21 protein-coding genes and 6 pseudogenes are annotated in these 26,564 nt (G+C 60.8%); 17 read left to right on the forward strand and 10 right to left on the reverse strand.

The features are described from left to right. Positions 1-244: 244 nt before the first annotated feature. The 15 genes and pseudogenes from OKW38_RS01865 to OKW38_RS01935 all read left to right on the forward strand — a co-directional run. Positions 245-761 (forward strand): annotated as a pseudogene (locus tag OKW38_RS01865) (IS3 family transposase); the annotation flags it as partial. 1,148 nt (positions 762-1,909) lie between these two features. Beyond that, complete coding sequence (locus tag OKW38_RS01870) at positions 1,910-3,286, forward strand: MFS transporter (protein ID WP_429359722.1); 1,377 nt, start codon at positions 1,910-1,912, stop codon at positions 3,284-3,286. Next, a complete protein-coding gene (locus OKW38_RS01875) occupies positions 3,276-3,785 on the forward strand; it encodes a flavin reductase family protein (RefSeq protein ID WP_429359724.1) in 510 nt (169 codons plus the stop codon). Before OKW38_RS01870 ends, OKW38_RS01875 begins: the two co-directional genes overlap by 11 nt. Positions 3,786-3,806: 21 nt before the next feature. Beyond that, entirely contained in the window at positions 3,807-4,370 is a 564-nt protein-coding gene (locus tag OKW38_RS01880) for a carboxymuconolactone decarboxylase family protein (RefSeq protein ID WP_429359726.1), read from the forward strand. A 2-nt stretch (positions 4,371-4,372) separates the two neighbouring features. Next, the gene (locus OKW38_RS01885; protein ID WP_429359728.1) at positions 4,373-5,029 is read left to right on the forward strand and encodes a polysaccharide deacetylase family protein; all 657 of its coding nucleotides are present in this window, start codon (positions 4,373-4,375) and stop codon (positions 5,027-5,029) included. 67 nt (positions 5,030-5,096) lie between these two features. After that, a complete protein-coding gene (locus tag OKW38_RS01890; RefSeq protein ID WP_429359730.1) occupies positions 5,097-5,945 on the forward strand; it encodes a fumarylacetoacetate hydrolase family protein in 849 nt (282 codons plus the stop codon). Between the two features lie 70 nt (positions 5,946-6,015). Then, a complete protein-coding gene (locus tag OKW38_RS01895; RefSeq protein ID WP_429359732.1) occupies positions 6,016-6,531 on the forward strand; it encodes a flavin reductase family protein in 516 nt (171 codons plus the stop codon). Positions 6,532-6,627: 96 nt separating this feature from the next. Continuing rightward, a pseudogene (locus OKW38_RS01900) lies at positions 6,628-7,053 on the forward strand (LLM class flavin-dependent oxidoreductase); the annotation flags it as partial. Positions 7,054-7,147: 94 nt separating this feature from the next. Then, positions 7,148-7,660 carry a hypothetical protein gene (locus OKW38_RS01905; RefSeq protein ID WP_429360719.1) on the forward strand — a complete coding sequence of 171 codons (513 nt, stop codon included), beginning with the start codon at positions 7,148-7,150 and terminating at the stop codon, positions 7,658-7,660. A gap of 2 nt (positions 7,661-7,662) precedes the next feature. After that, positions 7,663-7,965 (forward strand): hypothetical protein, encoded by a 303-nt coding sequence (locus tag OKW38_RS01910; protein ID WP_429359733.1) that lies wholly within the window; start codon positions 7,663-7,665, stop codon positions 7,963-7,965. Positions 7,966-7,998: 33 nt separating this feature from the next. Further along, complete coding sequence (locus OKW38_RS01915) at positions 7,999-8,667, forward strand: RraA family protein (protein WP_429359735.1); 669 nt, start codon at positions 7,999-8,001, stop codon at positions 8,665-8,667. A gap of 169 nt (positions 8,668-8,836) precedes the next feature. Next, positions 8,837-10,069 carry a porin gene (locus OKW38_RS01920; protein ID WP_429359737.1) on the forward strand — a complete coding sequence of 411 codons (1,233 nt, stop codon included), beginning with the start codon at positions 8,837-8,839 and terminating at the stop codon, positions 10,067-10,069. Positions 10,070-10,216: 147 nt separating this feature from the next. Next, positions 10,217-13,789 carry an indolepyruvate ferredoxin oxidoreductase family protein gene (locus OKW38_RS01925; protein WP_429359738.1) on the forward strand — a complete coding sequence of 1,191 codons (3,573 nt, stop codon included), beginning with the start codon at positions 10,217-10,219 and terminating at the stop codon, positions 13,787-13,789. Between the two features lie 228 nt (positions 13,790-14,017). After that, on the forward strand, positions 14,018-14,656 hold the full coding sequence (locus tag OKW38_RS01930) for a GntR family transcriptional regulator (protein WP_275426078.1): 639 nt from the start codon (positions 14,018-14,020) through the stop codon (positions 14,654-14,656). A gap of 156 nt (positions 14,657-14,812) precedes the next feature. Beyond that, positions 14,813-15,397, forward strand: coding sequence for an AraC family transcriptional regulator ligand-binding domain-containing protein (locus OKW38_RS01935; protein ID WP_429359739.1), 585 nt, complete (start codon positions 14,813-14,815; stop codon positions 15,395-15,397). Positions 15,398-15,404: 7 nt separating this feature from the next. Here OKW38_RS01935 and OKW38_RS01940 read toward each other — a convergent pair whose 3' ends face one another. The 5 genes and pseudogenes from OKW38_RS01940 to OKW38_RS01960 form a co-directional block, all read right to left on the reverse strand. Beyond that, the gene (locus OKW38_RS01940; protein ID WP_429359740.1) at positions 15,405-15,668 is read right to left on the reverse strand and encodes a hypothetical protein; all 264 of its coding nucleotides are present in this window, start codon (positions 15,666-15,668) and stop codon (positions 15,405-15,407) included. A gap of 259 nt (positions 15,669-15,927) precedes the next feature. Continuing rightward, a complete protein-coding gene (locus OKW38_RS01945) occupies positions 15,928-16,089 on the reverse strand; it encodes a hypothetical protein (protein ID WP_429360664.1) in 162 nt (53 codons plus the stop codon). 889 nt (positions 16,090-16,978) lie between these two features. Continuing rightward, a complete protein-coding gene (locus OKW38_RS01950) occupies positions 16,979-17,695 on the reverse strand; it encodes an IS6 family transposase (protein ID WP_429359741.1) in 717 nt (238 codons plus the stop codon). Between the two features lie 66 nt (positions 17,696-17,761). Further along, a pseudogene (locus tag OKW38_RS01955) lies at positions 17,762-18,427 on the reverse strand (IS66 family transposase); the annotation flags it as partial. A gap of 201 nt (positions 18,428-18,628) precedes the next feature. After that, positions 18,629-18,790, reverse strand: a pseudogene (locus tag OKW38_RS01960) (M20/M25/M40 family metallo-hydrolase); the annotation flags it as partial. Positions 18,791-18,805: 15 nt separating this feature from the next. Here OKW38_RS01960 and OKW38_RS01965 point away from each other — a divergent pair. Then, positions 18,806-18,937: pseudogene (locus tag OKW38_RS01965) on the forward strand (serine hydrolase); the annotation flags it as partial. Between the two features lie 51 nt (positions 18,938-18,988). Here the strand turns inward: OKW38_RS01965 and OKW38_RS01970 are convergent. Then, the gene (locus tag OKW38_RS01970) at positions 18,989-20,134 is read right to left on the reverse strand and encodes a branched-chain amino acid ABC transporter substrate-binding protein (protein WP_429359743.1); all 1,146 of its coding nucleotides are present in this window, start codon (positions 20,132-20,134) and stop codon (positions 18,989-18,991) included. A gap of 537 nt (positions 20,135-20,671) precedes the next feature. Between OKW38_RS01970 and OKW38_RS01975 the strand changes: the two genes are divergently transcribed. Beyond that, positions 20,672-21,607 carry a LysR substrate-binding domain-containing protein gene (locus OKW38_RS01975; protein ID WP_429359745.1) on the forward strand — a complete coding sequence of 312 codons (936 nt, stop codon included), beginning with the start codon at positions 20,672-20,674 and terminating at the stop codon, positions 21,605-21,607. A 23-nt stretch (positions 21,608-21,630) separates the two neighbouring features. Here OKW38_RS01975 and OKW38_RS01980 read toward each other — a convergent pair whose 3' ends face one another. The 4 genes and pseudogenes from OKW38_RS01980 to OKW38_RS01995 form a co-directional block, all read right to left on the reverse strand. Next, a complete protein-coding gene (locus OKW38_RS01980; protein ID WP_187630298.1) occupies positions 21,631-23,310 on the reverse strand; it encodes a hydantoinase B/oxoprolinase family protein in 1,680 nt (559 codons plus the stop codon). 1 nt (position 23,311) lies between these two features. Next, on the reverse strand, positions 23,312-23,899 hold the full coding sequence (locus OKW38_RS01985; protein WP_429360666.1) for a hypothetical protein: 588 nt from the start codon (positions 23,897-23,899) through the stop codon (positions 23,312-23,314). Between the two features lie 99 nt (positions 23,900-23,998). Continuing rightward, positions 23,999-25,424, reverse strand: a pseudogene (locus OKW38_RS01990) (hydantoinase/oxoprolinase family protein); the annotation flags it as partial. A 369-nt stretch (positions 25,425-25,793) separates the two neighbouring features. Next, positions 25,794-26,514 (reverse strand): IS6 family transposase gene (locus OKW38_RS01995; protein WP_429359747.1). Its coding sequence is split into 2 segments (ribosomal slippage): positions 25,794-26,330 and positions 26,332-26,514, totalling 720 coding nucleotides; the frame shifts between segments, so codons are not numbered across the junction. Positions 26,515-26,564 lie beyond the last annotated feature (50 nt).

A 26,564-nucleotide genomic window follows, 5' to 3' on the forward strand; every position in this document is an offset into this window, starting at 1 on the left:
CCAAAATACTAGCCTTCGCGTTCGTAGCACTGACCGAGCGTCGTGGTTGATTTCCGGAAAAATTCGTCGGGAGATTAGCAGATCCGGTGACCGTTGCAGGACTGGATACAGACAATCATTTTGCTTGGGTGTACGGCCAAGTGACGCCCTGAGGTGGTCCGTCAAGTTTTTTTGAACGGGAGCCTGTTCCTCCGAAGCCCTCCGGTTTGACCTGCGCGTTGCTGGCCCGGCGAGTTGCCCACCGCCGGCCAGCGTCATGGTCGTAGCCATCACGTATATCCGCACGGCGCAGGGCTGGCTCTATCTGGCTGTCGTGCTGGACTTGTACTCGCGCAGGGTCGTCGGCTGGTCAATGGCCCCGACCATGCCGGCTGGACTGGTCATATCGGCATTGACGAGGGCGCTGGAGCAGCGTAGGCCAGCGCCGGGACTGGTTTTGCATTCGGATAGGGGCAGCCAGGTATGCAAGCGATGAGTACCAGGCCTTGCTGAAGCAGCATCACGTGGTTTGCAGCATGAGCCGCAAGGGAAATTGTTGGGACAATTCGGTGATGGAAAGATTCTTCCTGAACCTGAAAAAGGAGCGCGTGTGGCAGCGTCGGTACGCCAACCACGATGAGGCTCGGCGCGATATCAACCAGTACATCGTCGCTTTCTACAATCCGGTGCGCTTGCACTCCACGCTGGGCTATCTGTCGCCCGCCGCCTACGAGGCGAAACCGACAGCGAAAGAACCTATCTGCCTTTCCGAAATTAGTTGACCACTACACCGGCCCGCACGCGCCGCAGCACGCGCGCAGCCATGTGAATGAGGGCAGGCGTCGATTAACCCTTAACGTAAAGCGTCTCTCGCCCTCCCGCAGGAAGCGTCGATCAGCACAGTACCGGGGCGGCGAACTACGCCGCCCGGTGATCCTTCGATCCGCGGGTTCCGGGCAGTCCAGTCAATTTCGTGCTTTCGAGTCTAGCCAACCGTTCCTTAGTCCAACGAATTCGGCTTCCCGACACTCCTGCAGGGAGATCGAATTAGTTAGACTGCGGCTTCTTATTAATCAATGACTTGCTAACTTTTTCGGACACACTGGGCGCGAGACCCGAACGAAATAGTTAGATTAGCCGGATTTGTGTCACGAGTTAGTTGGACTGTTGGACTGTATGGATTGCACGCCGAATGCAGGCACGCACTTGATGCGTCGATACAGGTTGGAAAACGTATACGAGAACATGAACCATTTTCGGCGTGGAGCACATCGCGAATATCGCCGGGCTTGATGCGGCGCCAGCGATCCCAACGGCGCCGAGAACCAAATAGCGGATGCATTCAGCGTGGCTCGCCCGCAAACCGGACGATTGGCAATGACAGTGTGCGCGCCCCGCCCCTCGCGAGTGCAATCGCTAGTTTTCGTGAAAAGGGAACGCCCGGAGTAGCGCCACCGCCCCCAGTTTCCGGCAGTGCCGCCCGGCGAGTCACAACAACCTTAGCGGCTGAGCGGCCTGCGACGCGTCCACGGTCCTGCTTCGGCCGGCGCCGCAACGCGATGTCCGGACTCGGCGCAAGTCCTCTGCTTGCCACGGTCACAGTCCTCCTCTAAAAGCGTCTTACGGCGCGGGGTTGACGAGCGGAATCCGCCTCGGCGCCTTCTTTTATAAGTGAAGCCAGGAGGACGGCGGAATTTTCCCGGCTGGCGGAAGCGTCACCACAACTGAAACAGACATCTTCACGGTTCGCGAGTACCATTAACCCCTTGAAAAAGCGGGAAAGTCGGGTTTTTGTATGTTTGACGCATTCGAGCCGCAGCGATCCGACACAGGTTTACCCCAATTTCGAACTTGTGGAATCTTTTATAACTTATAAACAAGAGGTCGTGCTGGATTTCGGACGAACCTCCGCCCAACGAGGAGACAACGTATGAACGCAGAGGAGCAAAGGACATATCGACTGGTGGCAGTGCGCATCCTTCCCGTTTTATTCATTGCACACTTCCTCCTGCAGTTCGATCGTATCAACGTCGGATTCGCCGCGCTGCAGATGAACACCGCCCTTCGCTTCGGACCGGAAACCTTTGGACTGGGCGTAGGCATCTTTTTCGTCGGCTATGCATTGTTCGAAATTCCCAGCAATCTGCTGCTGCATCGAATGGGCGCGCCGCTCTGGATCGCCCGGATCATGGTGACGTGGGGATTGCTGTCGTGCGCGATGGCATTCGTATCCAACGCGACTACCTTCTATCTGCTGCGCTTCTTCCTCGGGGTCGCCGAAGCGGGCTTTACGCCTGGCGTGCTGTATTACGTGTCGCTGTGGTTCACGCGCCGTAGTCTTAGTAGCGCCAACGGCGTCTGGTCGGCGGCGTCGCCGCTGGCCGGGGTGCTGGTCGGTCCGGTATCGGGATTGTTGCTGAGTGTGCACATGCTGGGCATCGAAGGGTGGCGATGGATGTTCGTTGTTGAAGGCGTGCCGACCGTCGTTTTCGGTTGCTTTCTGTACTGGATGCTGCCGCGCGGCGTGGAGCACGCATCGTGGCTGCCGGACGCCAGCCGTCAGTTTCTGATGGCCGAACTTGCGCACGAGAGAAGCACGACCTCGCGTCCGCAGGAAACCCAATTCCTGCGCAGTCTGAAGTCTTTCAAGGTCTGGGTCTATGCGTTGACCTACTTCGCGCTTCTCTCGGGTGTTTACGCGCTCTTTTTCTGGCTTCCGCAAATCGTCAAGGCTAGCGCGGCGCATCTGTCCAATGCGTCCATCGGCTGGATCAGCGCTTTACCCTTTTTATTCGGCGTGGTGCTGTTGCTGACGGTCCCGCGATTCTCCGATCGTACCGGCGATCGCCGCTGGCACCTGGTCGTGCTGGCCGCATTGGCGGGCGCATCCCTGTATGCATCCACTATCGCCGCGAATCCCGTGCTGGCGTATGCCGCCATCGTGGTTGCCGTGGGGTCGTCGTTCTGCTACATGGCGATTTTCTGGAACGGGCCCGCTGCCGCGCTCAGCGGCGCGGCAGCCGCCGGCGGATTCGCGCTGATCAACAGTGTCGGCAATATCGGCGGCTTTCTCGGCCCGTACACGTTCGGTCTCATGCGCGGTGCAACCGGCAGTTTCAGCGCCGGGCTCGCATGGTTTTCCGCGTTCTTTGCAGTAGCTGCAATCGTGCCGCTGGTCCTGCCTAACAGATTTCCCGCGGGACGTTCTGAAACGCGTCCTCGACCTGACGCCACCGATCATGCGGTTTCGGCGATGCGCCACTCGTCCCGGCTCGATCCTTTGAATGGAGAAGTTCATGACCACTGAAGCACACCCGCCCGTGCAAGGGCAGTCCAACATGGACCTGTTTCGGCAGCTTTCCAACGCATGGCCTCGCGGCGTGGCGGTTGTCACGACGATCGATGCGTCCGGCAGTCCGTCCGGTTTGACGATGCGGGCGGTGAGCCCTGTCTCGTCCGATCCGTTGCGATACATGATCTGCGTGGGCGAACAATCGCGTTCGCTGAAAGCGATTCTGGCGTCGCAGGTTTTTTGCATCAACTATTTGACCGCGGACCAGCAGGCGCTTTCTGACCAGTTCGCGAGCCGGATCGACGACAAGTTCGCCAACGTGAAAACACGTCGGTTGAACTCCGGCTGTCTGGCCATCGAGGGCGCGGCCGCGGTGATCGAATGCCGCGTCGCGCACGCGATCAGCAGCGGCGACCACCGGCTTCTGATCGGCGACGTCACAGCTGCCGAAGTGCACGACGGGGATCCGCTCGTCATCTTCGGCGCCGGATACAGGCGCCTCGCGGCGGCTTGACGACGAAGCGCCAGAGGCACCATGTCCTACTTTCCGCAACTTGATGCAGCTCGACTCAGTGACACGCAGCGGCGCCTGTCGGCCGCGGTCGCGAAACCGGGCGCGCCATGGCCTGGACCGTTCAACGCGCTTGCCCGCGCAGCTGAAGTCGGGCTATGCATGTACGACATGCTGCTCTATTACAAAAGCGCGAGCCGGCTATCGCTCGCTGCGCGAGAGGTCGTGGTACTCACCGTTGCCAGGGCGTTGAACTGCCCGTATGGATGGCATGCGCACGTGCCGCTCGCGCTTTCGGCCGGCGTCAACGCCCGCGCGTTGGAGAAGCTTGCCGTCGCGGTTCACGCCAGCTACGGAGACGACACGATCGACGCGGTGGCGCGCATTACCCGTGGCGTGCTGGACAACCGGCCAGTCGAACGGACCGATGTTCTGGATGACGCTTTGCTTGTCGAGGTAATCACCTTTGTCGGGATTTACAGAATGCTGTTTCAGCTAGTGAACACCGACGGGCCGGACTATGTGCCCTCCTGCATTGCGTTTGAGACGGACGGCTCCGGCTCCCTTCAGCATTCATCAAGGAACTGAAAATGTTCGATGTAACCATGACCTTTGATAACGGTCCTGATCCGCGCATCACGCCGTACGTACTGGATGTCCTGAAAGAGCGGGGCATTGCCGCCAGTTTTTTTGTGGTTGGACAGCAGTTCGAGACGAGCGGGGCGATGGACGCGTGCGAACGCGCGTACGACGACGGGCATTGGATCGGCAACCATACCTACACGCACTCGACGCCATTGGGTGAGCGTCTCGACGACACCGTCGTTGCCGACGAGATCATCCGCACGCACAAGCTCATCCGCCCGTTCATCGGGCATAAGCGGCTATTCCGCCCGTTCGGATACGGCGGCTCCATCGGCAGGCATCTGCTCAGTCCGTCGGTGCGGGACTATCTGTTCGAGCAGCAGTACACCTGCGTATTGTGGAACGCGTTGCCACGCGACTGGGAAAACCGCGATACGTGGGACAAGATCGCACTCCACCAGTGCCGGTCGCAACCCTGGTCCGTCGTCGTGGTGCACGACCTGCCGATCGAAGGATCGATCAAGCGTCTGCCGCACTTTCTCGATGCGGTTCTGGCTGAGGGCGGCCGGTTCCGGCAGGATTTCCCGGTCTCCTGTACCCCCATCTGGGAAGGGGTTGCGATGACGAACATCGACAATCTGGTCGGGCCGCCGGACGCTTGACGGCATTGCCGCGGTACCGATTGCATCACCTTCGACACACACTCCAAACTAACCCGAGTACTCGTTCATGAAACTGCTCCGCTTTGGTCTGCCCGGATTTGAGAAGCCCGGCGCTCTGGATGCGCAAGGCAATATCCGCGATCTTTCCTCCGTCATCGAGGATCTGGCCGGTAGTGCACTCGGCGCGGCCTCGATCGACGCGCTTCGATCACTCGACCTCGAACGCTTTCCGGTCGTCCCGTCGACGACGCGACTTGGGCCGCCGGTGGCCGGCACGCGCAATTTCGTCGGTATCGGTCTGAACTATTCCGATCACGCCGAAGAAGCCGGCGTCAAGGCTCCCGACATGCCCGTGGTGTTTCTGAAGTCGGTCGGCTCGCTGTGCGGCCCGAATGACGACGTGATGCTTCCGCCCGGTGCGTGCAAGGCAGACTGGGAGGTTGAACTGGCAATCGTGATCGGTAAGCGTGCGCAACGGGTCTCGGCCGATGACGCTCACCAGTACATCGCCGGCTATACGGTTTGCAATGACCTTTCCGAGCGCGAATGGCAACTCGAACGCGGTGGAACCTGGGACAAGGGGAAAAGCTTCGATACATTCGGGCCGGTCGGGCCGTGGCTCGTCACGCCGGACGAAATCCCGGACGTGAGCAACCTCGACCTCTTTCTGGATCTCGACGGAAAGCGCATGCAGACGGGCAACACCCGGAAGATGATTTTCTCCGTTCCCGAGCTCGTCAGCTATTGCAGTCAATGTCTGACACTGGAGCCCGGCGACATCATCACCACGGGCACTCCGCCGGGCGTCGGCCTGGGCAAGCGGCCGAATATTTTTCTGAGTCATGGCCAGACGATGCGCCTCGGCGTGGAGCGCCTCGGCGAACAGGTGCAGCGCGTGGTTGATCCGGCAGCCTGATCATCCCTTTCACAGTTTGATTCCCGCCGCAACGAGGCTGTTTTCGTTTCGTATATGAATAGGACTGCATATGACTGACAGAAATTCCATCATCGGCGAACTGGAATTCCGGGACGCGATGAGCCGGATGGCGTCGACCGTGTGCGTTCTCACCGCGAGGAATGGGGACGACGACGTCGGCATTACGGTGACCTCAGTGCAGGCAGTCTCGGATTCTCCGGCGCTCCTCCTCGCATGTGTCAATACGCGATCGCGTTTGATTGCGGCGATGGAAACCTCCGGGCTGCTCGGCGTCAGCGTGCTGGGTGCTGACGACGTGCCGATCGCGAAGTCGTTCGCAAGGCCCGGGCGCGGCACCGATGAATTCGATCCGGCCGAATGGCGCCGTTCTGCGTCGGGAATCATGGTGATGCGACACGCGATCACGATATTCGAATGCTCGGTGGAAAAGGCGAGCCGCTTCGGCACGCATCTGGTCGTCGTCGGCATGGTGCGTTCGTGTGTGAACGGGACGGGATCGCCGCTCATGTATTGCAATCGGGAGTTCAGCGCGTTGACGTCCGCCACGCCATTGAGCTTCGCTTAACAGTCTTTACTTTCAATCAGGATGGGTGAGATGGAACTGGCGCTCTTCAGTACGGTGTCACAACGTGACCCGGCCAAATCGCAAAACAGCATTTTCATGGAAGCCTGCGATCAGGTGGGTCTCGCGGAGCAGCTCGGATTCGGGACCGCATGGTTTCCGGAGCATCACTTCACGAATTACTCCATTTGTCCGAATCCGACGATGCTGGCCGCGTACGCCGCCGCACGCACGTCGCGCATCAAGGTGGGACCGGCCGTGGTGGTGGTTCCGCTGCATCATCCGATTCGCGTCGTCGAGGAACTCGCGCTGCTCGATCAGTTGAGCGACGGCCGCCTGGCCATCGGTCTGGGGGGCGGATACCAGGAGTTCGAGTTTCACAAGTTCGGCCTCGAAATCGCCAAGAACAGGGCGTACTTTTCCGACTTTCTCGAGATATTCAACCAGTACATGAGTACCGGTGCCATCGAGTTCGACGGTACGCTCGCGAGCATCCCCAAAACGCTGTTTACGTTGCGGCCGAAGCAACGCGCGCCGCAGGTCTATATCGCAAGCGGCACCACCGACGCGGCGGTGCAAAAGGCGCATGGTGTCGGGCCAGTACGCGTCGATCGTATCCATGGTGGCCAATTCCACGGACTGGGTCATCGAGAAGCGTGGACAGATCGAGGAAGTCTACCGCGCGTGTGGCGGGGCAGCGCCTGTCATGCCGTTCGCGCTGAACCAGTATCTGTACGTGACGCAAGATCCGAAGGCGGCGCGCAAGGCGGCGGAGGCAGTCATCTACGTGATGCGCGTGCACGCGGCGATGAAGAACAAGGAAGCGCAACTCGACGGATCGTTGATGAAGAACGAGCCCGCGCCAAACGAGCCGACCGTCGACGAACTGCTCGGGCGCCTCGCGATCGGTGATCCAGAAACGGTCGCGGAACGGCTGGTGCGCCAGCGTCGAGCGCTTCGACCCGTACAGATGAGCTTCATTATGGGGCTGCCGGGCATGAGTTCCGCTGAAACGCTTGTATCGATGGAGTTGTTCGGCAAGAGCGTGACGCCCCATCTGAACGCTGTGACCGACGAGGCCGAGGAGGCGGGCGAGGCCGACGTGGCATCGCCCGCGCTAAAGGAGGCCTGATCATGTGGCTTCTGTTTTCCGGAGATGGCGACTGCACCCTCGAAGACGGCGCGAATTTCAAGACGTTCAAACTCGTGAGCACGTTGCAGAAGGATCGCCTCGTCGAGCGCTATCAGCCGCAAATCCTCGCGTTCGACGGAAACGACCACGCATGGATCAGCGAGTCGTTCGTGCGTGCCACTGCATCCGGGCGTGTCGAACCGGACTGGGACGCGCGGTTTCGGGAAATGCTGGATTGGGCCGCCCGCCACGGATGGGTGAAGGAAGGATGCGTCCGTGCGCACGTCGAGTGGACCCAGGCGTGACGAAGCATCCGTTCAACAGGACAGGTGATTCCCATGAGCGATAGTTTCCTGATTGAGCCGTCGATTTCGTGCGTGGATGGTCGGCTGGTGCGTGCGTTTGAAGCGATTCCAACGCCGATTCTCAGCGATGTGATGGCGAGGCTGCCGGGAGCGGTCGGGCTGCGGCCCTATCACGGAACGAAAGCCGTGGTGGGCACGGCGCTCACCGTGAGGGCGCGTTCGGGCGACAACCTGCTGCTGCACCACGCGCTCGACATCGCGGAGCCCGGACACATGATCGTCGTGGACGGCGGCGGCGACCTCGGCCGGGCGCTGATCGGCGAGATCATGGTGTCCTACGCGAAGCGTCGCGGCCTGGCGGGATTCGTGATCGACGGCGCGGTCCGCGACGTCGACGCGTTGTCGAGGCTGGATTTCCCGTGCTTCGCGCGTGGCCATACGCACCGTGGTCCGTACAAGGACGGTCCCGGGCAGATCAACGTAACGGTCTCCGTGGCCGGAATGGTCGTGAACCCTGGCGACATAGTCGTCGGCGACGCCGACGGCGTCGTCGCGATTCCGAGGGACGACGCGCAAAGCGTTATCGAACGCGCACTGACGAAAATGTCCGCCGAGGCGGCCCAACTCGCGGCGATCGAGGCAGGCACGATCGACCGTTCATGGGTGTTGAAAGCAATCAGGGAGCGCAGCCAGTCCGCCTGATGTCTGCAGCCGCGCACCGGAAAAACGAAACAGGACCACCACCCGGATCAGGAAATGACCCCGGTCGAAGGATCGACGTTTGATCGTTCGACCGGCGTGAGCACCTCGCGTCAACCATGTAGTTCGCAATAAAAAACGGGTAAATAACCATTCAATGGAGACAAATGGAATGAGGAAAGGGTCAATCATCTGGCTAGCCGCCGCTGCGGTGGGCGCGCCGAGCGCGTATGCGCAAAGCTCCGTCACGCTTTACGGCGTCGTGGACACTGGCATCAACGTCGTCACGAATGCGCAGACGGCGGTGGTCAACGGCATACCGGTGCGAGGTGGGACGCAGATAACGCTCAATAGCATCACCGGTCTGTCCGGAGACCGATTTGGTTTCCTCGGAAAGGAGGATCTCGGGGGCGGGGTACAAGCGGTTTTCCAGTTGGAAAACGGGTTCCTGGTGAACAACGGAATGCTTTCAAATGGCGGTGCGATGTTTGGGCGGCAGGCGTGGGTGGGGCTGTCTAATCGAATGGGTACGCTGACAATGGGCAGACAGTATGACCCGCTATCCGACACCGTCGGGTCATTCGTCGCCGGCCGCTCCTGGGCTGGCTACGTGGCAGCGCATCCAGACGACCTCGACAACACGATGGGCACGCGAAGGGTGAACAACTCGATCAAGGCGGTTTTCAGTGCGACGCCCAATCTGACGGTCGAAGGGATGTACAGCCTTGGAGGCGTATCGGGGAGCGTTGCACGGCAATCGCTTTGGTCGGCGGCCGCGTCCTATACGGCCAGCGGTTTTCAGGCGGCGCTCGCGTATCTGAATGCGCGCAATCCCAACCTCTCTTACTTTGGGACCAATGCAAACGCTGCAGGCGCCAGCGGAAACAATCTTGGATCGGCCGGCTCGGCGACGGCTGCTACATTGAATCCCGTCTATGCGGGATTCGCGTCAGCAGGCTCTCTCAACGTGGGCGCCGCCGCGGTCTCGTACACGCTCGGAAAATCGACGGTCGCTGCGATCTACACGAGAACCATGTTCAGCCATCTGGGAGACGTCGCAACGTCCGGCCCCAATCCGATGGGCTACTCGGGATCGGCTGGATTTTCCAACGTCGAGTTGAACTATGTCTACCACTTCGCGCCGGACTTTCTTGCAGGACTGGCTGGAAATTACACACGTGGCAGTTCGGTTGGAGGTCACATCGGCGCGATCTACCGCCAGATCAATATCGGCGTGGACTATTTCCTGTCCAAACGTACTGACGTGTATGGGCTCGCGGGCTATCAGCATGCAAGCGGACTCGACTCGTTCGGGCGTCCAGCAGTGGCGTCTATTGCCAATGTGACCGCTGCCTCCGGACAGAACGAAGCGACGTTCCAGATCGGCTTGCGACATAAGTTTTGAGTGCCTGGAGTCACGACTGTCAAACAGGAAAGGTGCACGGGTCCGGCTTCCGGAATGGCATATCGGCGCCCGGACCCGTTGCGATCGAGGTGTTATGCGAGGGACTGTGGAAATGACTGAACTGCGTGTTATTGGAGATTGTCTGTAATGAATTCTTCCATCCCAACCCGGACACAAGCGGCCGGCGATGCGAATCGCGCGGTATCCATCGACGATAAATACACGTTGGAGAAAGGCCGCGCGTATATGAGCGGCACGCAGGCGCTGGTTCGTCTTCCGATGCTGCAAAAGGCGCGCGACCGGCGCGCCGGTTTGAATACCGCCGGGTTTATTTCCGGCTATCGCGGCTCGCCCCTCGGCGCGGTCGATCAGGCTCTGTGGAATGCAAAGCGTCATCTCGAAGCGCATGACATCGTGTTTCAACCGGGGGTCAACGAGGATCTGGCCGCTACTGCGGTATGGGGTACCCAGCAGGTGAACCTGTGGCCCAATGCTCGTCGGGACGGTGTGTTCGGCATGTGGTACGGCAAGGGGCCGGGCGTCGATAGAACGGGAGACGTGTTCAAGCATGCCAACCATGCGGGAACGGACCCGCGCGGCGGCGTGCTGGTACTGGCGGGCGACGACCATGCGGCCAAGTCGTCGACGATCGCGCACCAGTCCGAGCACGCGTTGATCGCGGCAGGCATCCCGGTCCTCTATCCGTCCAATGTGCAGGAATACCTGGATTTCGGCCTGCATGGCTGGGCCATGAGTCGTTACACCGGCCTGTGGGTGGCGATGAAATGCGTGACGGATGTCGTCGAATCGAGCGCATCGGTCGATGTGGATCCGGACCGCGTGCGCATCGTCGTGCCGGAGGATTACGTGGCGCCGGCCGCAGGTCTCGGGATCCGCTGGCCGGATCCGCCGCTCGAACAGGAGGCCCGGCTCGTTGAGCAGAAGTGGCAGGCAGCGCTTGCTTACTTGCGTGCTAATCGATTGAACGAGGTCGTGATCGACCCGCCGAAAGCACGATATGGCATCGTCGCATCGGGCAAGGCCTATAGCGACGTACGCCAGGCGCTCGGGGATCTGGGGCTCGACGACGCGGCCTGCGCGCGGATTGGGCTGCGCGTGCTGAAGGTGGGATGCGTGTGGCCGTTCGACCCGCAAACGGCGCTCTCTTTCGCCGCCGGTCTCGAACGGATCTTCGTGATCGAGGAAAAGCGCCAACTTCTCGAACAGGCGTTGAAGGAGGCGCTCTATGATTTGCCCGTGCGCCCGACGATCGTCGGTAAGTATACGGAACGCAGCGATGCGAGTGGCCATTCGCGCAAGGAGCGCTTATTGCCGGAGCACGCCGAGCTTTCGCCGGCGGTCATTGCGAAGACGATCGCGGACTTTCTGACCGATGCCGAAATCGACGCAGACGGGCGCGCCCGCATGCTGGCGCGCGTCGCCGCGATCGAAGCGAACGAGCGCAGGGCGGCACGACCGCGCATCGTGGTCGAACGCAAGCCGTGGTTCTGCTCCGGTTGTCCGCACAATACGTCGACCCACGTGCCGGAAGGGTCGCGCGCCATCGCGGGCATCGGGTGCCATACGATGTCGACGTGGATGGACCGCCGCACCGAAACCCTCAGCCAGATGGGGGGCGAGGGGGCGACGTGGATCGGCCAGATGCATTTTGCCGGCGACAAGCACGTGTTCGCGAATCTCGGTGATGGGACCTATTTCCATTCCGGACTGCTGGCGATTCGTGCGGCCATTGCGGCAAAGGCCAACATCACGTACAAGATTCTCTATAACGATGCGGTGGCGATGACCGGCGGCCAGCCGGTGGACGGGCAGCTCACCGTGCCGCAGATCTGTCATCAGGTACACGCCGAAGGCGCGGCACGCATCGTGATCGTGACCGACGAGCCGGACAAGTATCGCAACGCGGCGAACCGGCCGGCAGGCGTTCACGTATTCCATCGCGACCGGCTCGACGACGTGCAGCGCATGCTGCGCGACACGTCGGGCACCACGGTACTGATTTACGATCAGGTATGCGCGACGGAGAAGCGTCGCCGTCGCAAGCGCGGCACCTACCCGGACCCCGCGCATCGTGCGTTCATCAACGATGCGGTTTGCGAAGGCTGCGGGGACTGCTCCGTACAGTCGAACTGTCTGTCCGTGGAGCCGCTCGAAACGCCGCTCGGAACCAAACGCAAGATCAACCAGAGTTCGTGCAACAAGGATTTCTCGTGCGTGAAGGGCTTTTGCCCGAGTTTCGTGGTGGCGCAGGGTGCGCAGTTGCGCCGGCCCGGCGCGCACGCGGGGCGAAACGCGGCAAGCCCGGATTTCGCTGCGTTGCCACAACCGATTCTTCCCGATCTTGCGCGGCCGTACGGTGTGCTCGTTACGGGCGTCGGGGGGACGGGCGTCGTGACGGTCGGCGCGTTGATCGGCATGTCCGCCCATCTTGAAGGGAAGGGTGTGTCGGTGCTGGACATGGCGGGGCTGGCGCAGAAGGGCGGCGCGGTGCTGAGCCACGTGCAGCTGGCCGCTTCGCCCGAGGTGCTGCACGCCACGCGCATCGGGGTCGGCGATGCGCGCCTCGTCGTCGGTTGTGATGCGATCGTGTCGGCCGCCGCCGACGTGCTGTCGCGCGTGGGCTGCGGCACGACGCGCGCGGCGATCAATAGCGGCGCCACGCCGACTGCCGAGTTCGTCCACAACCCCGGCTGGCGGTTTCCCGGTACGCAGATCGAAAGCGACTTGCGCGATGCCGTGGGCGACGATTGCGCGTTCGTCGACGCGAATGCACTCGCGCTCGCCCTGCTCGGCGACACGATCTATGCGAACCCGTTGCTGCTGGGCTTCGTCTGGCAGAAGGGCTGGCTACCGCTCGCGCTGTCGAGTCTGATGCGCGCAATCGAGTTGAATGGCGTGGCGGTGGCGAAGAATCAGCAGGCATTCAACTGGGGACGCTATGTTGCGCAGCACGGCGCGAAGGCGGTCGAAGCCATGCTTCGGACGAGCGTCGGGAAACCGTCGCCGCGCGCCGTCGTCGTGAGGATGCCCGAATCGCTCGACCGCTTGATCGCTTCGCGCGAAACCATGCTGACCGCGTATCAGAACGCCGCCTATGCTTGCACGTATCGTGAAGCCGTCGAGAGCGTGCGTACCGTTGAGACGGATCTTCGCCTCGACGCGACGCTGCCGCTCACGCGCGCGGTCGCGATGAACCTCGCGAAGCTGATGATGTACAAGGACGAATACGAAGTAGCGCGTCTCTATGCGGATCCGGCCTATCTCGACAAGCTGCGGGAGCAGTTCGAAGGCGAACCCGGGCGTGACTACCGGCTGCGGTTCTACCTCGCGCCGCCGCTGCTGGCGAAGCGCGATACACACGGCGAACTGGTCAAGCGGCCGTTCGGACCGTGGGTGTTGCCGGTGTTCCGCGTTCTCGCGAAGATGAAGGGTTTGCGCGGCAGCGTGTTCGATCCGTTCGGCAAGACAGAGGAGCGTCGTGGCGAGCGTGCGCTGATCGATGAATACCGCGCGATGGTCGACGAGTTCTGCGTGTCGCTCAATGCCGAACGGTTCGGCGCGGCGCTGCAACTCGCCGGACTGCCCGGAGATATTCGCGGGTTCGGCCACGTGAAGACACGCAACATGGCGGCGGTGGCAACGAGGCGCGAGCAATGGCTGAAACGGTACCGCGACGCCGCCGTGAGCATGAGCGCATGAGCGCCGGCATCGAACGCGTATCGGCGCGGCGGGGAAAGCCGCGCCTCACTCTCCTTGCGCCGGCTTACGGGGGACCTTTGAACAGTATAATCAATGCTTCTCGAGTAGTTCGGATCAAAAGACCGGAGTTCCGACTTGTCGTTTCCACCTAAAGAAAGTACCGATCCCACGGATAAGCTCTCTCATGCGTTGGAGCTTCCCAGTCTGCATGCGTTCGATAAGGGGAGCTTGAGTTCGCGAGCGTACCGGTCTCTGCGGCTGGGGTTGATGCGGGGGCACTTCGCGCCAGGCGAGAAGCTGCTATTGAAGCCGCTCGCGGAGGCGCTCGGCGTGAGCATTACGCCAGTGCGCGAAGCGCTTTTGCAATTGGTGTCCGAGCAGGCGCTGGTCAGTTTGAGCGACCGCAGCGTGGCGGTTCCCTTGGCCGATCGCGGGCGCTTACGCGAGATCCGGGATTTGCGCATCGAGCTCGAAGGACAGGCGATCGAAATGGCGGTGCCCCACTTGACCGAAGACGACGTGACGCTGGCCGGTTCGCTATCGAGGCAGTTGAATGATGCGAAGTCTCAAGCCGACGCGGCAACCGCGATGTCGGTGCGCCATCGCTTTCATTTCCACCTCTACGAGAAGGCGCGGCGTCCGACGTTGACGAACTGCATCGAAAACCTGTGGATTCAGGCCGGACCGCTCGTGCATGCCGAACTCAGCTCGCCGACCGTCGTTAGCGAAGCGGCCAGCACGATGCTGATGCGGGCACTTCGTCAGCGAGACAGTCTGATGGCAAAAGTGGCGCTGCAGTTTTCCATTACGGAAATGTTCGATTGCGTCGAGCGCCGTTATGGCGAAGACGAGCCGGCCGCTTCCTGATGGCCCGTGCGGTAGCCGAACCTTGAATCGCACGGCGGTCGGCTCGCGGGCGGCAAGGGTATAACATAGGCGGCCATAACCGTCATGAGGTTTCCTTCCTCGACCGTTTCGATCTCCGTCGTCAACGGCTTCCTTTGCGGCGCCGACCGGGCGGCGGTGGCGCGCCTCGCCGAACCCTCGGGCATTCCGCACGAATTGCTCCGCAAGGCCGCGGCCCGCGTGACCGAGGAGCAGTTTTCGACGCTCTACACGGAACTCGACGACGAGATGCCCGGCATCTTCTCGCGCCCGCTGCGCAGCGGCACCCGGAAGTTCCTGTGCCTGGGCCTCCTCGATGCACCGCGGCTCGAGGTCGCGCTTCATCGCTTCCGGCAGTTCTTGCACCTGATTCTCGACGACTTCCGGCTCGAGTCGACGCGGGACGGGCCGCATGCGACGATAGAATTCGCCGCAACCTCGAACGGCCCTCCGGTCAGCGGGCTTGCGCGCGAGCTGATGCTGGAGCTCGTGCATGGGGTGGCGTCATGGCTGATTCGTCAAAAGATCCTGATCGTGGAGGCGACGTTCGAGTATCCGCGCCCCTCCCGGTCCAGCGATCTGCTGTATCTGTTTCCTGGGCCGATCCGTTTCGGCCGCGAGCGCACGGGTCGCGAACCCACTTCAACGCAGTCGCCTTCGTTCTCCATGAAGTTTTTGGTGTTCACGGCAAAGTCTCCTTTGCAGGCCGGAAGACCGGCCTAGTCCAAACTTAATCAGAATCTAGTTCGTCGAGACTCGGATCCGTGCCTGCGACATCTTCCGGCTCTGGCTTCAGCGGCAATTGTGACTGGCGCGCTTCCTTACGCTGAACCATTACTTCCCGCTGCGCTTTGCCAGGTTTGGAGCGTCTAGTCTTGGCCGGATTGCATCCCTCTTTGAGGCGAGCGGTCTCATCCCGTAATGCGGCTTTTGCAGCCAACAGTGCGAGATAGAGTGGTGAGGTCCGATAGTCTTTTCGCGCCTTGGACAACATCCAACGATGCTGCTCCGCGGTTACAGGCTGTTGACCTGTAACCCCTTCGACTTCCTCAACCGGGCAATTCAAGCCAATCGCGGCTGGATAGCAGTCCTCAAAACATGCGACTTGAATCTAACGTTGAGTGCTGTCTGACGAAAAGCGCGAAAATCTGATTGACCTCCGCGCGAACCAATCCCTTTTCGGCGGCTGCCTTGACGAGAGACGCTCCACGCGGGAGATCGGGCTGCTGCCCGCCATCTCCTGTCGCTAGCGCCTAGCCCAGATCGTTCTGGGCGTCCGTGTACCCTTTCGCCGCTCGCGCATAAAGAGATGTTGCCAAAGCACGATCCTTTGGAACACCCAAGCCGTCGTAATACAACTGCCCGAGGGCGTATTGCGCCCGGGGGTCACCGTTGTTTGAGATTGGCTCCCAGATACGCCTAGCTGCTGCGTAGTCTTTCCTCTTGAGTCTTCCATGCCCGAGATGAAATCATCGCCACAACCAGCGAGCGACAACAGCATAGACGCCGTTGCAGCGAACAATGTGATCTGGCGAGCGCGCATCCCTCTTTCTTCCTTTTTATTTTTTCGAATGCGTGACGCGAGCTTATGCGCCTTGCAATTCCTTTCACAAATGATCTCTCTACAACTGCCGCCGCCAGTGCGTTGGTAGCTATCAACAACTTCGTTTCACGGCCGCATAAAATCATGCGCAGGCGCGCGAGCTCGCACGGCACTGCACATACGCCGCAGAAGGAACGGCAGATTGTCTAACGGCAACAACCAGTGATTCTTGAGCGAAAAATCGGACGCGCGGTTATCGGCCGTCCAATACATGAAGCGCAACTTTGCGATGTGGCCAGCGGGATTTGGCCTCGGGATACCGGTTATGTCGCTCTTCGCCCTTGGGGTGAGCCTGCAATACCTACGGCAGACGGGTTTCAATGGCCGTTGTGCCGCTGGAAGCTGCCAATGAAGTAACCCCGGACCGAGTGGCCGGATCGGGTGTGCGCCGTGAAAAGGTGGCGCTTTCCAGCGGGTGTAAGCCCCGCCCGGCAACCGCTCCAGCCGGAAGCAACCGGAGCAGCTATGGAGGTAACGAAATGGCTGAAGCCTTCGGTGATGCGTGTCACAAATTGGTGACAGCGCGAGTGTGCAGGCCGTAACGCGAGTGAACGCCGAGCAAACCTCGAAAAGGTCGATGCGCAGGCCGACCCGACAACCCTATCGGGGAAGGCTGATACGGCTGGGCGAATGAGCAGGCTGGACGGTTGTGTCGCGATAAGATTGGCAAGGCAAGAAAGTTCCGCAATGACAAGGAGTCCTTACGCCACCAGCGAATAGAACTGATCGGCGGCGGTTCGGGCGACGCCGCTGTCCTTCATTTCGCCTTTCCTGATCATATGCATCGTCTCAATGCCTGACAGGATGATGCGGGCACACCGGAAATCCTTGAAGCCCATCATGGGCCTGGTTCGTCGTTTGATCGCCCGATGATCCTGCTCGACGATGTTGTTCAGATATTTGACCTGCCGGACCTTGATCGGCGTTTCCCGCTCGGCGTTGATGGCCTGGAGGGCGGCCAGATTCGCCCCGCTTTTATCCATGGTCACGGTCTCGGGCGTCCCGTTCCGATCGATGGCTTTCTCGAAGTAACGGCGCGCGGCAGCTTTGTCGCGATACGCCCGCAACAGGAAATCCACCGTATTACCGGCCTTGTCCACCGCGCGATACAAGTACTTCCACTGGCCGCCCACCTTGACGTAGGTCTCATCCATCCTCCAGCTCTTGCCGACCGGACGTTTGTGCTTGCGAAAGGCCTTCTCGAACAACGGTACGAGTTTGATCACCCAGCGATGCACGCTCGAATGGTCGACCTCGAAACCCCTTTCGGCCATCATTTCCTCGAGATTTCGCAAGCTCAGCGAGTAGGCCACATACCACCGCACACACAGCAGGATCACGTCCAGCGGATAGTGCAGGCGTTTGAGTACATTCGCTACGCCGGCAGGCAGGGCTTTTCTCGCAGTCGCATTCTTCATATCACGCTTCCCTTCAGGAAAATGTCCGCCTGAATTTTACTCCCGCATCCTTAGCGCGACACAACCTTCGAGCGCCTGCGCGGCACGGCCGCCCGGTTTCTTCATCCCCTTGAGCGCATCAACGAAGGCGCGACGGGCGTGAGCCAGGCAGCCGAAGTGGGTGGGGCCTTCGAGCGTGCGCCAGGCGGCATATCCATCCGTCATCAGCAGGCCTTGATAGCCCGCGAGGAACGCCTGCGGATATTCCTGCCCGCGCCCCGGCTGGTACTTGAAACGCACGTGCTGCAACACCGACGCCTTCGCCTCGATATGCAGCTGCTCGCTGATCTCTTCTCCCATACGGTGAAGCTCGTGTGCGCAGCACGGACATATCTTCTGGTCATCAGGCAGGTCGTATTCGATGCGCTGACGTGGCAGATCCGCCGGCAGCGGTTTGCGTCCAGGACTGCGCCGTACCGGTTCCGGCGCATCCGGAAGGCCAGTATCGGGCAGTGTGAAGGTGTTGTCAGCGACGTCCTCGTCATGCGCTTCGGTGGCAGCGATCTGCGCAGCCTCGTCGAACACACGATCGCGTAGCTTCTCACTGCTCGGGGCGAAGCGTTTGCTCTGCGCCAGGCGGAACTGCTCCTCCAGCTGGGCAATACGTTCGCCCAGTTGACGATTGCTTGACTCAAGTTCACGGATATAGGCCTGGGCGGCCGGCGGCAACCGGGAGAAGTCATCTTCATTCATGCTCCCAGGATAGCCGAATGCAACGCGCTACAGGTTTACGGAGATTTGTAACCGTCCCCCGTTGCGTGTTGACCTGCATGCCGGTCGTTAGCTGGCGTGGCGGTACCGCCGCGCCGGATGACGGTGCATTGCATCGATGTCGATGCCCTCGAGCAGCCAGCGTAGCTGCTCGGTCGTCAGCTCGATTACCGCCTGTTGCCGGCGGCCGTAGATTCGATCGCCGCGGATGACCGGATCGAAGGGATCACTTGACCAGTTCTGGCCGGTTACGGGAACGACATCGGTGTGTCCGGACAGCACGACGCCGCCATTCGTCTCGCCGTGCATCGCTGGCAACGTCGCGAACAAACGCATCACCCGGCCGATGCTCGGATTCCGTTCTTCTGGGTCGATCCACGCGAGGACCTGATCGTGCTGTTCCTCACCCAATTCCTGCCGTCGAGCGCACACCCGGTGCGTCGTCCGTTGCGCACGCTGGTCTACAGCGCGATCACGGCGTCTGGACCCTGAGGTCCGCACCTTTGGCAGGAGTAATGGATTGCCTCGCCAGCTTGACGCGCATCAGGACTTCACCGGCACCCACTTGCCCTGCTCAACCTTGAACAGGGTGGTCTTTGGATTCTTTAAATCGCCGAACTGGTTAAACTCCACCGTGCCGAACACACCTTGAAAGGACAGCGTCGAGATGGCCGGGGCAAACACCTTTGGGTCAGTCGAATTGGCCGCCTTCATGGCATTCACGATCACCCAGATGTCGTTATATGCAAACGGAGCAAAGCCAATCGGGTCAGCCCCATACTTGGCACGGAAGCTCGCGAGAAACATCTTGCCTTGCGGAAGTTGGTCCAGGATGGCGCCCTGCTCGAAGGCGTACATTCCTTCAGCGGCCTTGCCGGTACGGGCAAGAAAATTCTTGTTGGCATATGTCGCCCCAGCCACGAACGCCCCGCGGTAATCCAACTGACGAGCTTGCTTGACGATCAACGCGCCTTCTGCGCCGAGGCACGCGACGAACACCAGATCCGCCTGCTGACCGATGATGTGAGTCAGGACCGCCTTAAAGTCGGTGGCTTGGTCTGAGGTGAATTCGCGGGCTGTGACCTGCCCCCCCTGGGCTTTCACTGCTGCGTCGAATTCGTCGGCCAAACCCGCGCCGTACGCGGTGCGATCATCGATGATCGCAATCCGCTTGGCGTGGAGGGTCTGTACTGCCAGCGCCGCGGCCGCTTCAGCAACCGTGTTATCGGTGCCGTACGGACGAAACAGGAGTTTGAAGCCTTGGTGGGTGATCGTGGGGTTGGACGACGACGGGACAATCTGCACCATCCCGCTTCGGTCGTAAACCGAAGACGCCGCCAGCGTGGTACCCGAATTGAAATGCCCGACAACCGCGACGACGTTCGAATCGATCAACCGTTGGGCGGCTTGCACCGCCATCTTGGGATCGGCCTGGTCGTCCTCGGAATCGAGCGTGAGCTGCAACTGCTTGCCATGGATCATGATGTTGGCGGCATTGGCCTCGTCGATAGCCAAACGCGCGCCCATTTCCAGATCCTTGCCATAGCTGGCGGATGGACCAGTTAAAGGACCCGCGAAGCCGATCTTGACGGAGCTGTCTTGCGCGAACGCTGCGTGTGCAATTGCTGCGAGACTTAGCGTCGTCAGGCTTTTCAGCACCATTCGCAAAGCCGTCTCAAATCTAGCCATTTTGCAATCCTTTAAAGGTTAAGTGTCCGCGATAAACGGAGTTCACTTCGCGGGGACGTCCTGCCAGCACAGCGTCGACTGGAAGGGTATCTTTTCAAAATCCGTTGTTCACGGAATACTTGCCTGAGCGTGAATTCTGTTTCATTGGTTAACCGTATTGTGGTTACGGTATCTACAAGCCGAATAAATGGCCCGCGAAAGATGGGCAACGGGAAGCGCGGCGCGTTCTCTGTTGCTGGTCCGATTGATCTTCGCGATCCGGAAATCGAAAGACAAACAAGAAAACAATTCAGCCAGGCCAAGCCAGGTTTGTTACGGGTAAACCCTTATCCATCGGTAACGCCGCGACGCGACAACGCCGTCGAGACAATGGAGCTGAATCCGCATACCTGCACATAAATCGCCGGGTTCTGCGGCCGTTTTTTGTTCCACCTATACTCACGTACCGGCGGCCGCGCTGGTCAGTTTCTTCGACTGTTGCGTCGTGCACCCGACCGTCTCGCCAGCCCTCACTCTGAACACGAACATCTGCTGCCCATGCGCTATAGGCTTCCGCCGCTGAACACGTTCCGGATCTTTGAAGCGGTCATGCGCCGCGGCTCGATACGACAGGCTGCCGACGAACTCTGCATTACCCCGCAAGCGGTCAGTCACCAGTTGAAACTGCTCGAAGAATCGCTTGACAGGCCGCTATTCGATCGTCACGTGCGCAGCGTGGCAGCCACGGAATCCGCTGAAATGCTGGTGGAATATGTGCGGCGGGGACTCGACCAGATCTCCGAAGGCGTGACGTTGATCAAGAGGGCACGCGCCACACCCAAGCTGTTTCTGCATGTCAGCCCGTACTTCGCAACCGCATGCCTGATCCGCCACCTTGGTCATTTCACCCGTCAGTTTCCCGAGTTCGATTTCAGAATGTCGATCGGTGTGGACCTGGTGGACTTCGACGATCTCGGCCTCGATGCCGCGATTCACTGGGGTTATGGCGGCAACAGCGATTTCACGGAAGTGCCGTTGATCGAGGACCTGAAGGTACTTGCCGCGGCCCCGGCGCTGCTCAAGCAGAATCCCGTGGAGAAACCCGAAGACCTGCTGAGGCATACGCTGATCTCACCACTTGGCGGTAACAGCCTGTGGCACGACACGCTCGCGCTGCTCGGTATCGAAGAAAGACATGCTCAACCGACATTACTGTTGCACACGCACAGCGCAATGCTCGAAGCGACGCTCGCGGGTCTCGGCGTCGGCTTCATTTCGTATCTCGATGCACTCACTGAAATCCGTTCCGGCCGGCTGATCGCGCCGTTCGGCGTCGATCTGCTGAGCAGGCTTCCACTCGAAAAAACACCAAAATTTTTCCTGCTCTACAAAAACGACCGCAAGAACTCCGACACCCTGATGAATTTCGCCGAGTGGCTGCTGGAAGATGTATGTCGCGAGGAAATCATCGGCTATCCGTCCAGGTGCCGCTGATCCCATAGCGAAACGCAGCATGCTCAGGTGCGGGGCCGCTGCGTGAAGACCCCGGGATAATCATGCTCGGCCTGCTCCGGGCTCAGATAACCGTATGCGACGTCGCGCTCCACCTGCTCAGCGGGACGCTCCTCCGCCCGGCCATAGCCGCCGCCGCCCGGCAGCTCGAGCACCAGCCGGCGGCCTTCGGGAATCGCCTGGCGGCCCTTGGCGCGCAGCGCCGTGCCGTCATCCAGGTGCACCTTGCCCGCCGCCCCGTTACCGCCCCCCCGATGGCCGCGTGCGGGAAACGCGACACGGTCGAACATCGCATTCAGGCTGAACTGAAAGCCCTCGCGAGCGCCGATCTCGATGTTCTGACCGAGACCGCCACGCCATCTGCCCGCGCCACCCGAATCCGGCCGCAGTTCCTTGCGCCAGATCACGATAGGGCCAATGCTCTCCGTGACCTCGACTGACATCGTATGCACGCCGCTTGGGAATGCCGTCGCGCTGAGGCCGTCGCTCGCCGGCCGGGCCCCGGTGCCGCCACTGTTGAAGACGAGCAGTTCGTTGCGTGTCTCGCGGTTATCGTCGCGCGCGCCCTGAAACTTCATCTGCAGGTTCCACAAGGCGCTCGCGCCTTCGGCGGGGACGATGCCGGGACACATATCCTGCAGCGCACCCAGCACCACATCGGGAATCAGATGCCCGATCACATGCCGCACGGAAACCGGCAGCGGCCGTGGTGCATTGAGAATGCAGTCCTGTGGCGCAATGATTTCGAACGGCCGCAGCGAGGCCCAGTTATTCGGGATGTCCGGCGCAATCGCGCATTTGAGCGCGTAGCACGCATAGGCCTTGGTGTAAGTCAGCGGCACGTTGATGCCATATGTGCTCGGTCCCGACGTACCGGCGAAGTCGGCGAGCATCGCGTCGTCGCGTGCTTCGAGCGTGACTGCCAGTTCGACCGGATGCTCGTAACCGTCCACCGTCATCGCATAGCGATGCTGACCGCGTGGCAGCGCCGCAATGCGTTCGCGGGTCGCGCGTTCGCTATGCTCGAAGATGAAATTCGCGAGCTCTGCCAGATTATCGAGACCGAACTCGTCCATCATCGCTGTCAGCCGTTTGCGGCCGGTTTCATTGCATGCCGCAAGCGAATGGAAGTCGCCGATCACCTGATCCTGCTCGCGCACGTTGCTTTGCAGAATCCCGATGAGATCGGCATTCAGCTCGCCGCACCGGAACAGCTTCATCGGCGGAATGCACAGCCCTTCCTCGTAGACTTCGCCGGCGTCCGGCCCAAAGCCGCGCCCACCGATGTCGACCACGTGCGCAGTCGCTGCGAAAAAGCCAATCGGGTGTCCCGCGCCACGAAATACCGGCGTCACCGTGGTGATGTCGTGCAGATGGCCGGTGCCGAGCCAAGGGTCGTTGGTGACCAGCACGTCGCCGGGCGCAAGTTGATCCGGGCGGAAACGCGCAAGGAAATGGCCGACCGATTCCGCCATCGAATTGACGTGCCCGGGCGTGCCGGTCACTGCCTGGGCGATCATGCGCCCCTGCGCGTCGAACACGCCGGCCGAGAGATCGCCGGCTTCACGTACGCTAGTGCAGAACGCAGTGCGGATCAGCGTAACGGCCTGCTCTTCGACCACCGAAATGAGCCGGTTCCACATGATCTGCTCACGAACATGAATAGTGGCGTTAGTGGTGTTCATGTTATGCATCTCCTTCACGACGACGTTGAATGAGCAGGCAATCGTCCTGTTGCAGGACGACGCAAAAACCCGGGGTGACGAGCGTCGACGTTTCGTCCTCGACGATGATCGCAGGGCCATCGATACGTATGTCGCGCGGCAAGCTTGCGCGCGCATAGACCGCGCAATCGTGAAAGCGGCCGCTCCTCGCATCGAATACCGGCCGGTGTTCGAGCGCGGCAATACCGCCGTGGTCTGGCGCTGCCGAGCCGGCGCTCGGCTCGATGCGCTTGGGACGCGCCTCTACAGTGCATAAGGAAAGCGCCCAACTGACCACTTCCACGTCGAGCCCTGCCACCTCGTGTCCAAACAGCTGCGTATAGGCCTCGATGAAACTGTGGCGCAAGGCGGCCACGTCGAATGCCGTGAAACGCTCAGCCGCGACGCTGACGGGAATCTCCCAGCCCTGTCCGGTGTAACGCATATAGGCGCGTAACTCGCGTCGCAGTTCGCCTGTGTGGCCAGTCTCGCGCAAAAACGCGGCAACTTCGACGTTCATTTCATCTATCAGCGTGTTGACCATGCCGCTGTCGAATTCGCTCAGGCGCATCACCGCACTGCGCAGCGACTCGTAGCCGAATGGCGTGCGCAGAAAACCGATTGCGGAGCCCACGCCCGCGCCGGGCGGTATCAACAGTTGCGCGATACCGAGCTTCTCGCACAGGCGCGCTGCATGCAGAGGCGCCGCGCCGCCATAAGCGATCATCGTGTATTCGGCCAGCTCGCAGCCGTTTTCGACCGCATGCACGCGGGCGGCATTGGCCATGTTTTCGTCGACCATCTCCGCCACCGCGAAGGCGCCCTGCACTGGATCGCCTTGCAGCGGCTGCGCGATATCGCGCTCGACAGCGCCGTTCGCCGCAGCGGTGTCCAACTGGATCTTGCCGCCTGCGAAGCGGTTCGCATCGAGCTTGCCCAGCAGAAGATCGGCATCGGTGACGGTCGGCCGTCGGCCACCGCGGCCGTAGCAGGCCGGCCCCGGCTCCGAGCCGGCGCTTTCAGGGCCGACGCGCACCTGGCGCAAATCGTCGACATGCGCAATCGACCCGCCGCCTGCACCGATCTCGACCATCTCGATGACGGGAATCGAGATCGGCATGCCGCTGCCTTTCTTGAAACGATAGGTGCGCGCCACTTCGAAAGTGCGCGCGGTCTTTGGATGCTGTTCCTCGATCAGACAGATTTTCGCGGTCGTGCCGCCCATGTCGAAGGAAAGCACCTTGTCGAGCCCGAAGCGGGCCGCAACGTCGCTCGCGTAAATGCGCACCACCGGCGGGGCCGGATTCGAGCAGACGCACCGGAAACTCAGCGGCGCTTTTCAGCGACATCAGGCCGCCGCCCGAGTGAATCATGTAGAGCGGACAGCGCATGCCTTCGCTTTCGAGCGCCGTGGCCAGCCGGTTGAGATAAGACGACATCAGCGGCTTGACATAGGCGTTGGCGCAGACGGTGTTGAAACGCTCGTACTCGCGAATTTGTGGCGAAACCTCGCTGGACAGCGATATGGCGACGCCGGGCAAGTGCTGCTGTAGATGCTCGCGCACCGCGCGTTCGTGGGTTGGATTGCGATAACTGTGCAACAGGCCCACTGCCACACTCGGGAATTCAGCAATGCGAATCGCCGCAATGATCCGCTCGAGGCCATCGAGGTCGAGCGGCACGAGCTCGTTGCCTTGCGCGTCCATGCGGCCGCCCACGGCGAAGCGGTCGCAGCGCGGCACGAGCGGCTTGGGCAGTGCGATGCTCAGGTCGTATTGCTCAAAGCGGCTTTCGGTGCGCATCTCGATGACGTCGCGAAAGCCTTCGCTCGTGATGAAGGCGGTGCGCGCGCCGCGCCGTTCGATCAGGGCATTGGTGGCGAGCGTGGTGCCGTGAACGATCGCTCCGATCTGCGCGGGTTCGATCGACGCCTGGGCCGCCGCACGCCGCAGAGCTTCGACAATCGCGCGTTCAGGCTTTTCGTAATCAGTCAGAACCTTGGCCGAGTAGAGTCGGTCGCCGTACTCCAGTGCGACGTCCGTAAACGTGCCGCCAATGTCGACACCCGCCCGAATCGTCTGTTTTCCGTTATGCATGCGCGGCTCTCTTACTGTGAATACGCGGGGGTGCGACAGGAAGCGCGTCGCGGCCTGTCACTGGTTCGATTGATCTTCGCTATTCGGGAATCGAAAGACAAACAAGAAAACAATTCCGCCAGGACAAGCCAAGCTTGTTGCGGGTAAACCCGTATTAACGTGTGGATTCGGTTATTCGCCCGTTTCGCGCCAGAACAAAAAGCGCGCAGGCGCAGGCTCGCGCCGAAGTTGGGCGAAGCAATCGCCCGGCATCAGAGCGCGCGGGGCGCACACATCGACGAGATGCGAAGACTGGGCAAGACCGGCGCGGTGTACGGCTGTGGTGCAAACTGGGTAGGCGGGCGAGAAATCGCCCATGTTTCGGAGACCTCAACGAGCTGAAAGAACCGCCATCCGAATCGAGGGCGAAGTGGTATCTTTGAGGTGCATGCTGGTGAGATCGAACTGGCCTTTGCGAATGCGATGCATCAGTTCGATACCGGAGAGGGTAACGGCGGCGCTGTGGAACCGCTTGAACCCAAGCATCACGTTTACCCGCGATTTGATGTGGCGGTGATCCTGCTCAATGAGATTATTCAGGTACTTCGAGGATCGCAATTTCGTTCGCCTGGGTAGCGACTCGTCGGTCCTCATCTCGCGGACCGCCCGATGAGATGCCGCGTAGCCGTCCAGCGTAATCGTCTCAGGAGCGCGTCCCTGAGTTCTGATTGCCTTCGCGAAGAACGCCTTTGCTGCCGCCACGTCGCGCCTCGCGCTGAGGCGAAAATCGATCGTCTTTCCCGCTCGGTCAACGGCGCGGTAGAGATAGGCCCATTTGCCGCGAATCTTCACGTAGGTCTCGTCGACTCGCCACGACTGACCGGCTGTCGTAGCCAACCGATTCCAGCGTTTGACGAACTCCGGCGTGTAGCCGCTTCACCCAACGCAGGATCGTAGTGTGGGCGAGGGACAGGCCGCGCTCAGCCATCATCTCGACAAGATCACGCAGACTGAGCTTGTAGCGCAGATACCAACGCACGCAAAGGACGATGACTTCGCGGTCGAAATGACGCCCGTTGAACAACCGTTCGAGATCTTTCAGCTTGCTCATTTGGCTCGTGGTCGTCAAAAGCTCAAGAGTAACAGACCGATGCGCCGGAA

Origin of the sequence: Paraburkholderia sp. MM5496-R1, from assembly GCF_050436205.1 — a bacterium.
Taxonomy (GTDB): domain Bacteria; phylum Pseudomonadota; class Gammaproteobacteria; order Burkholderiales; family Burkholderiaceae; genus Paraburkholderia; species Paraburkholderia tuberum.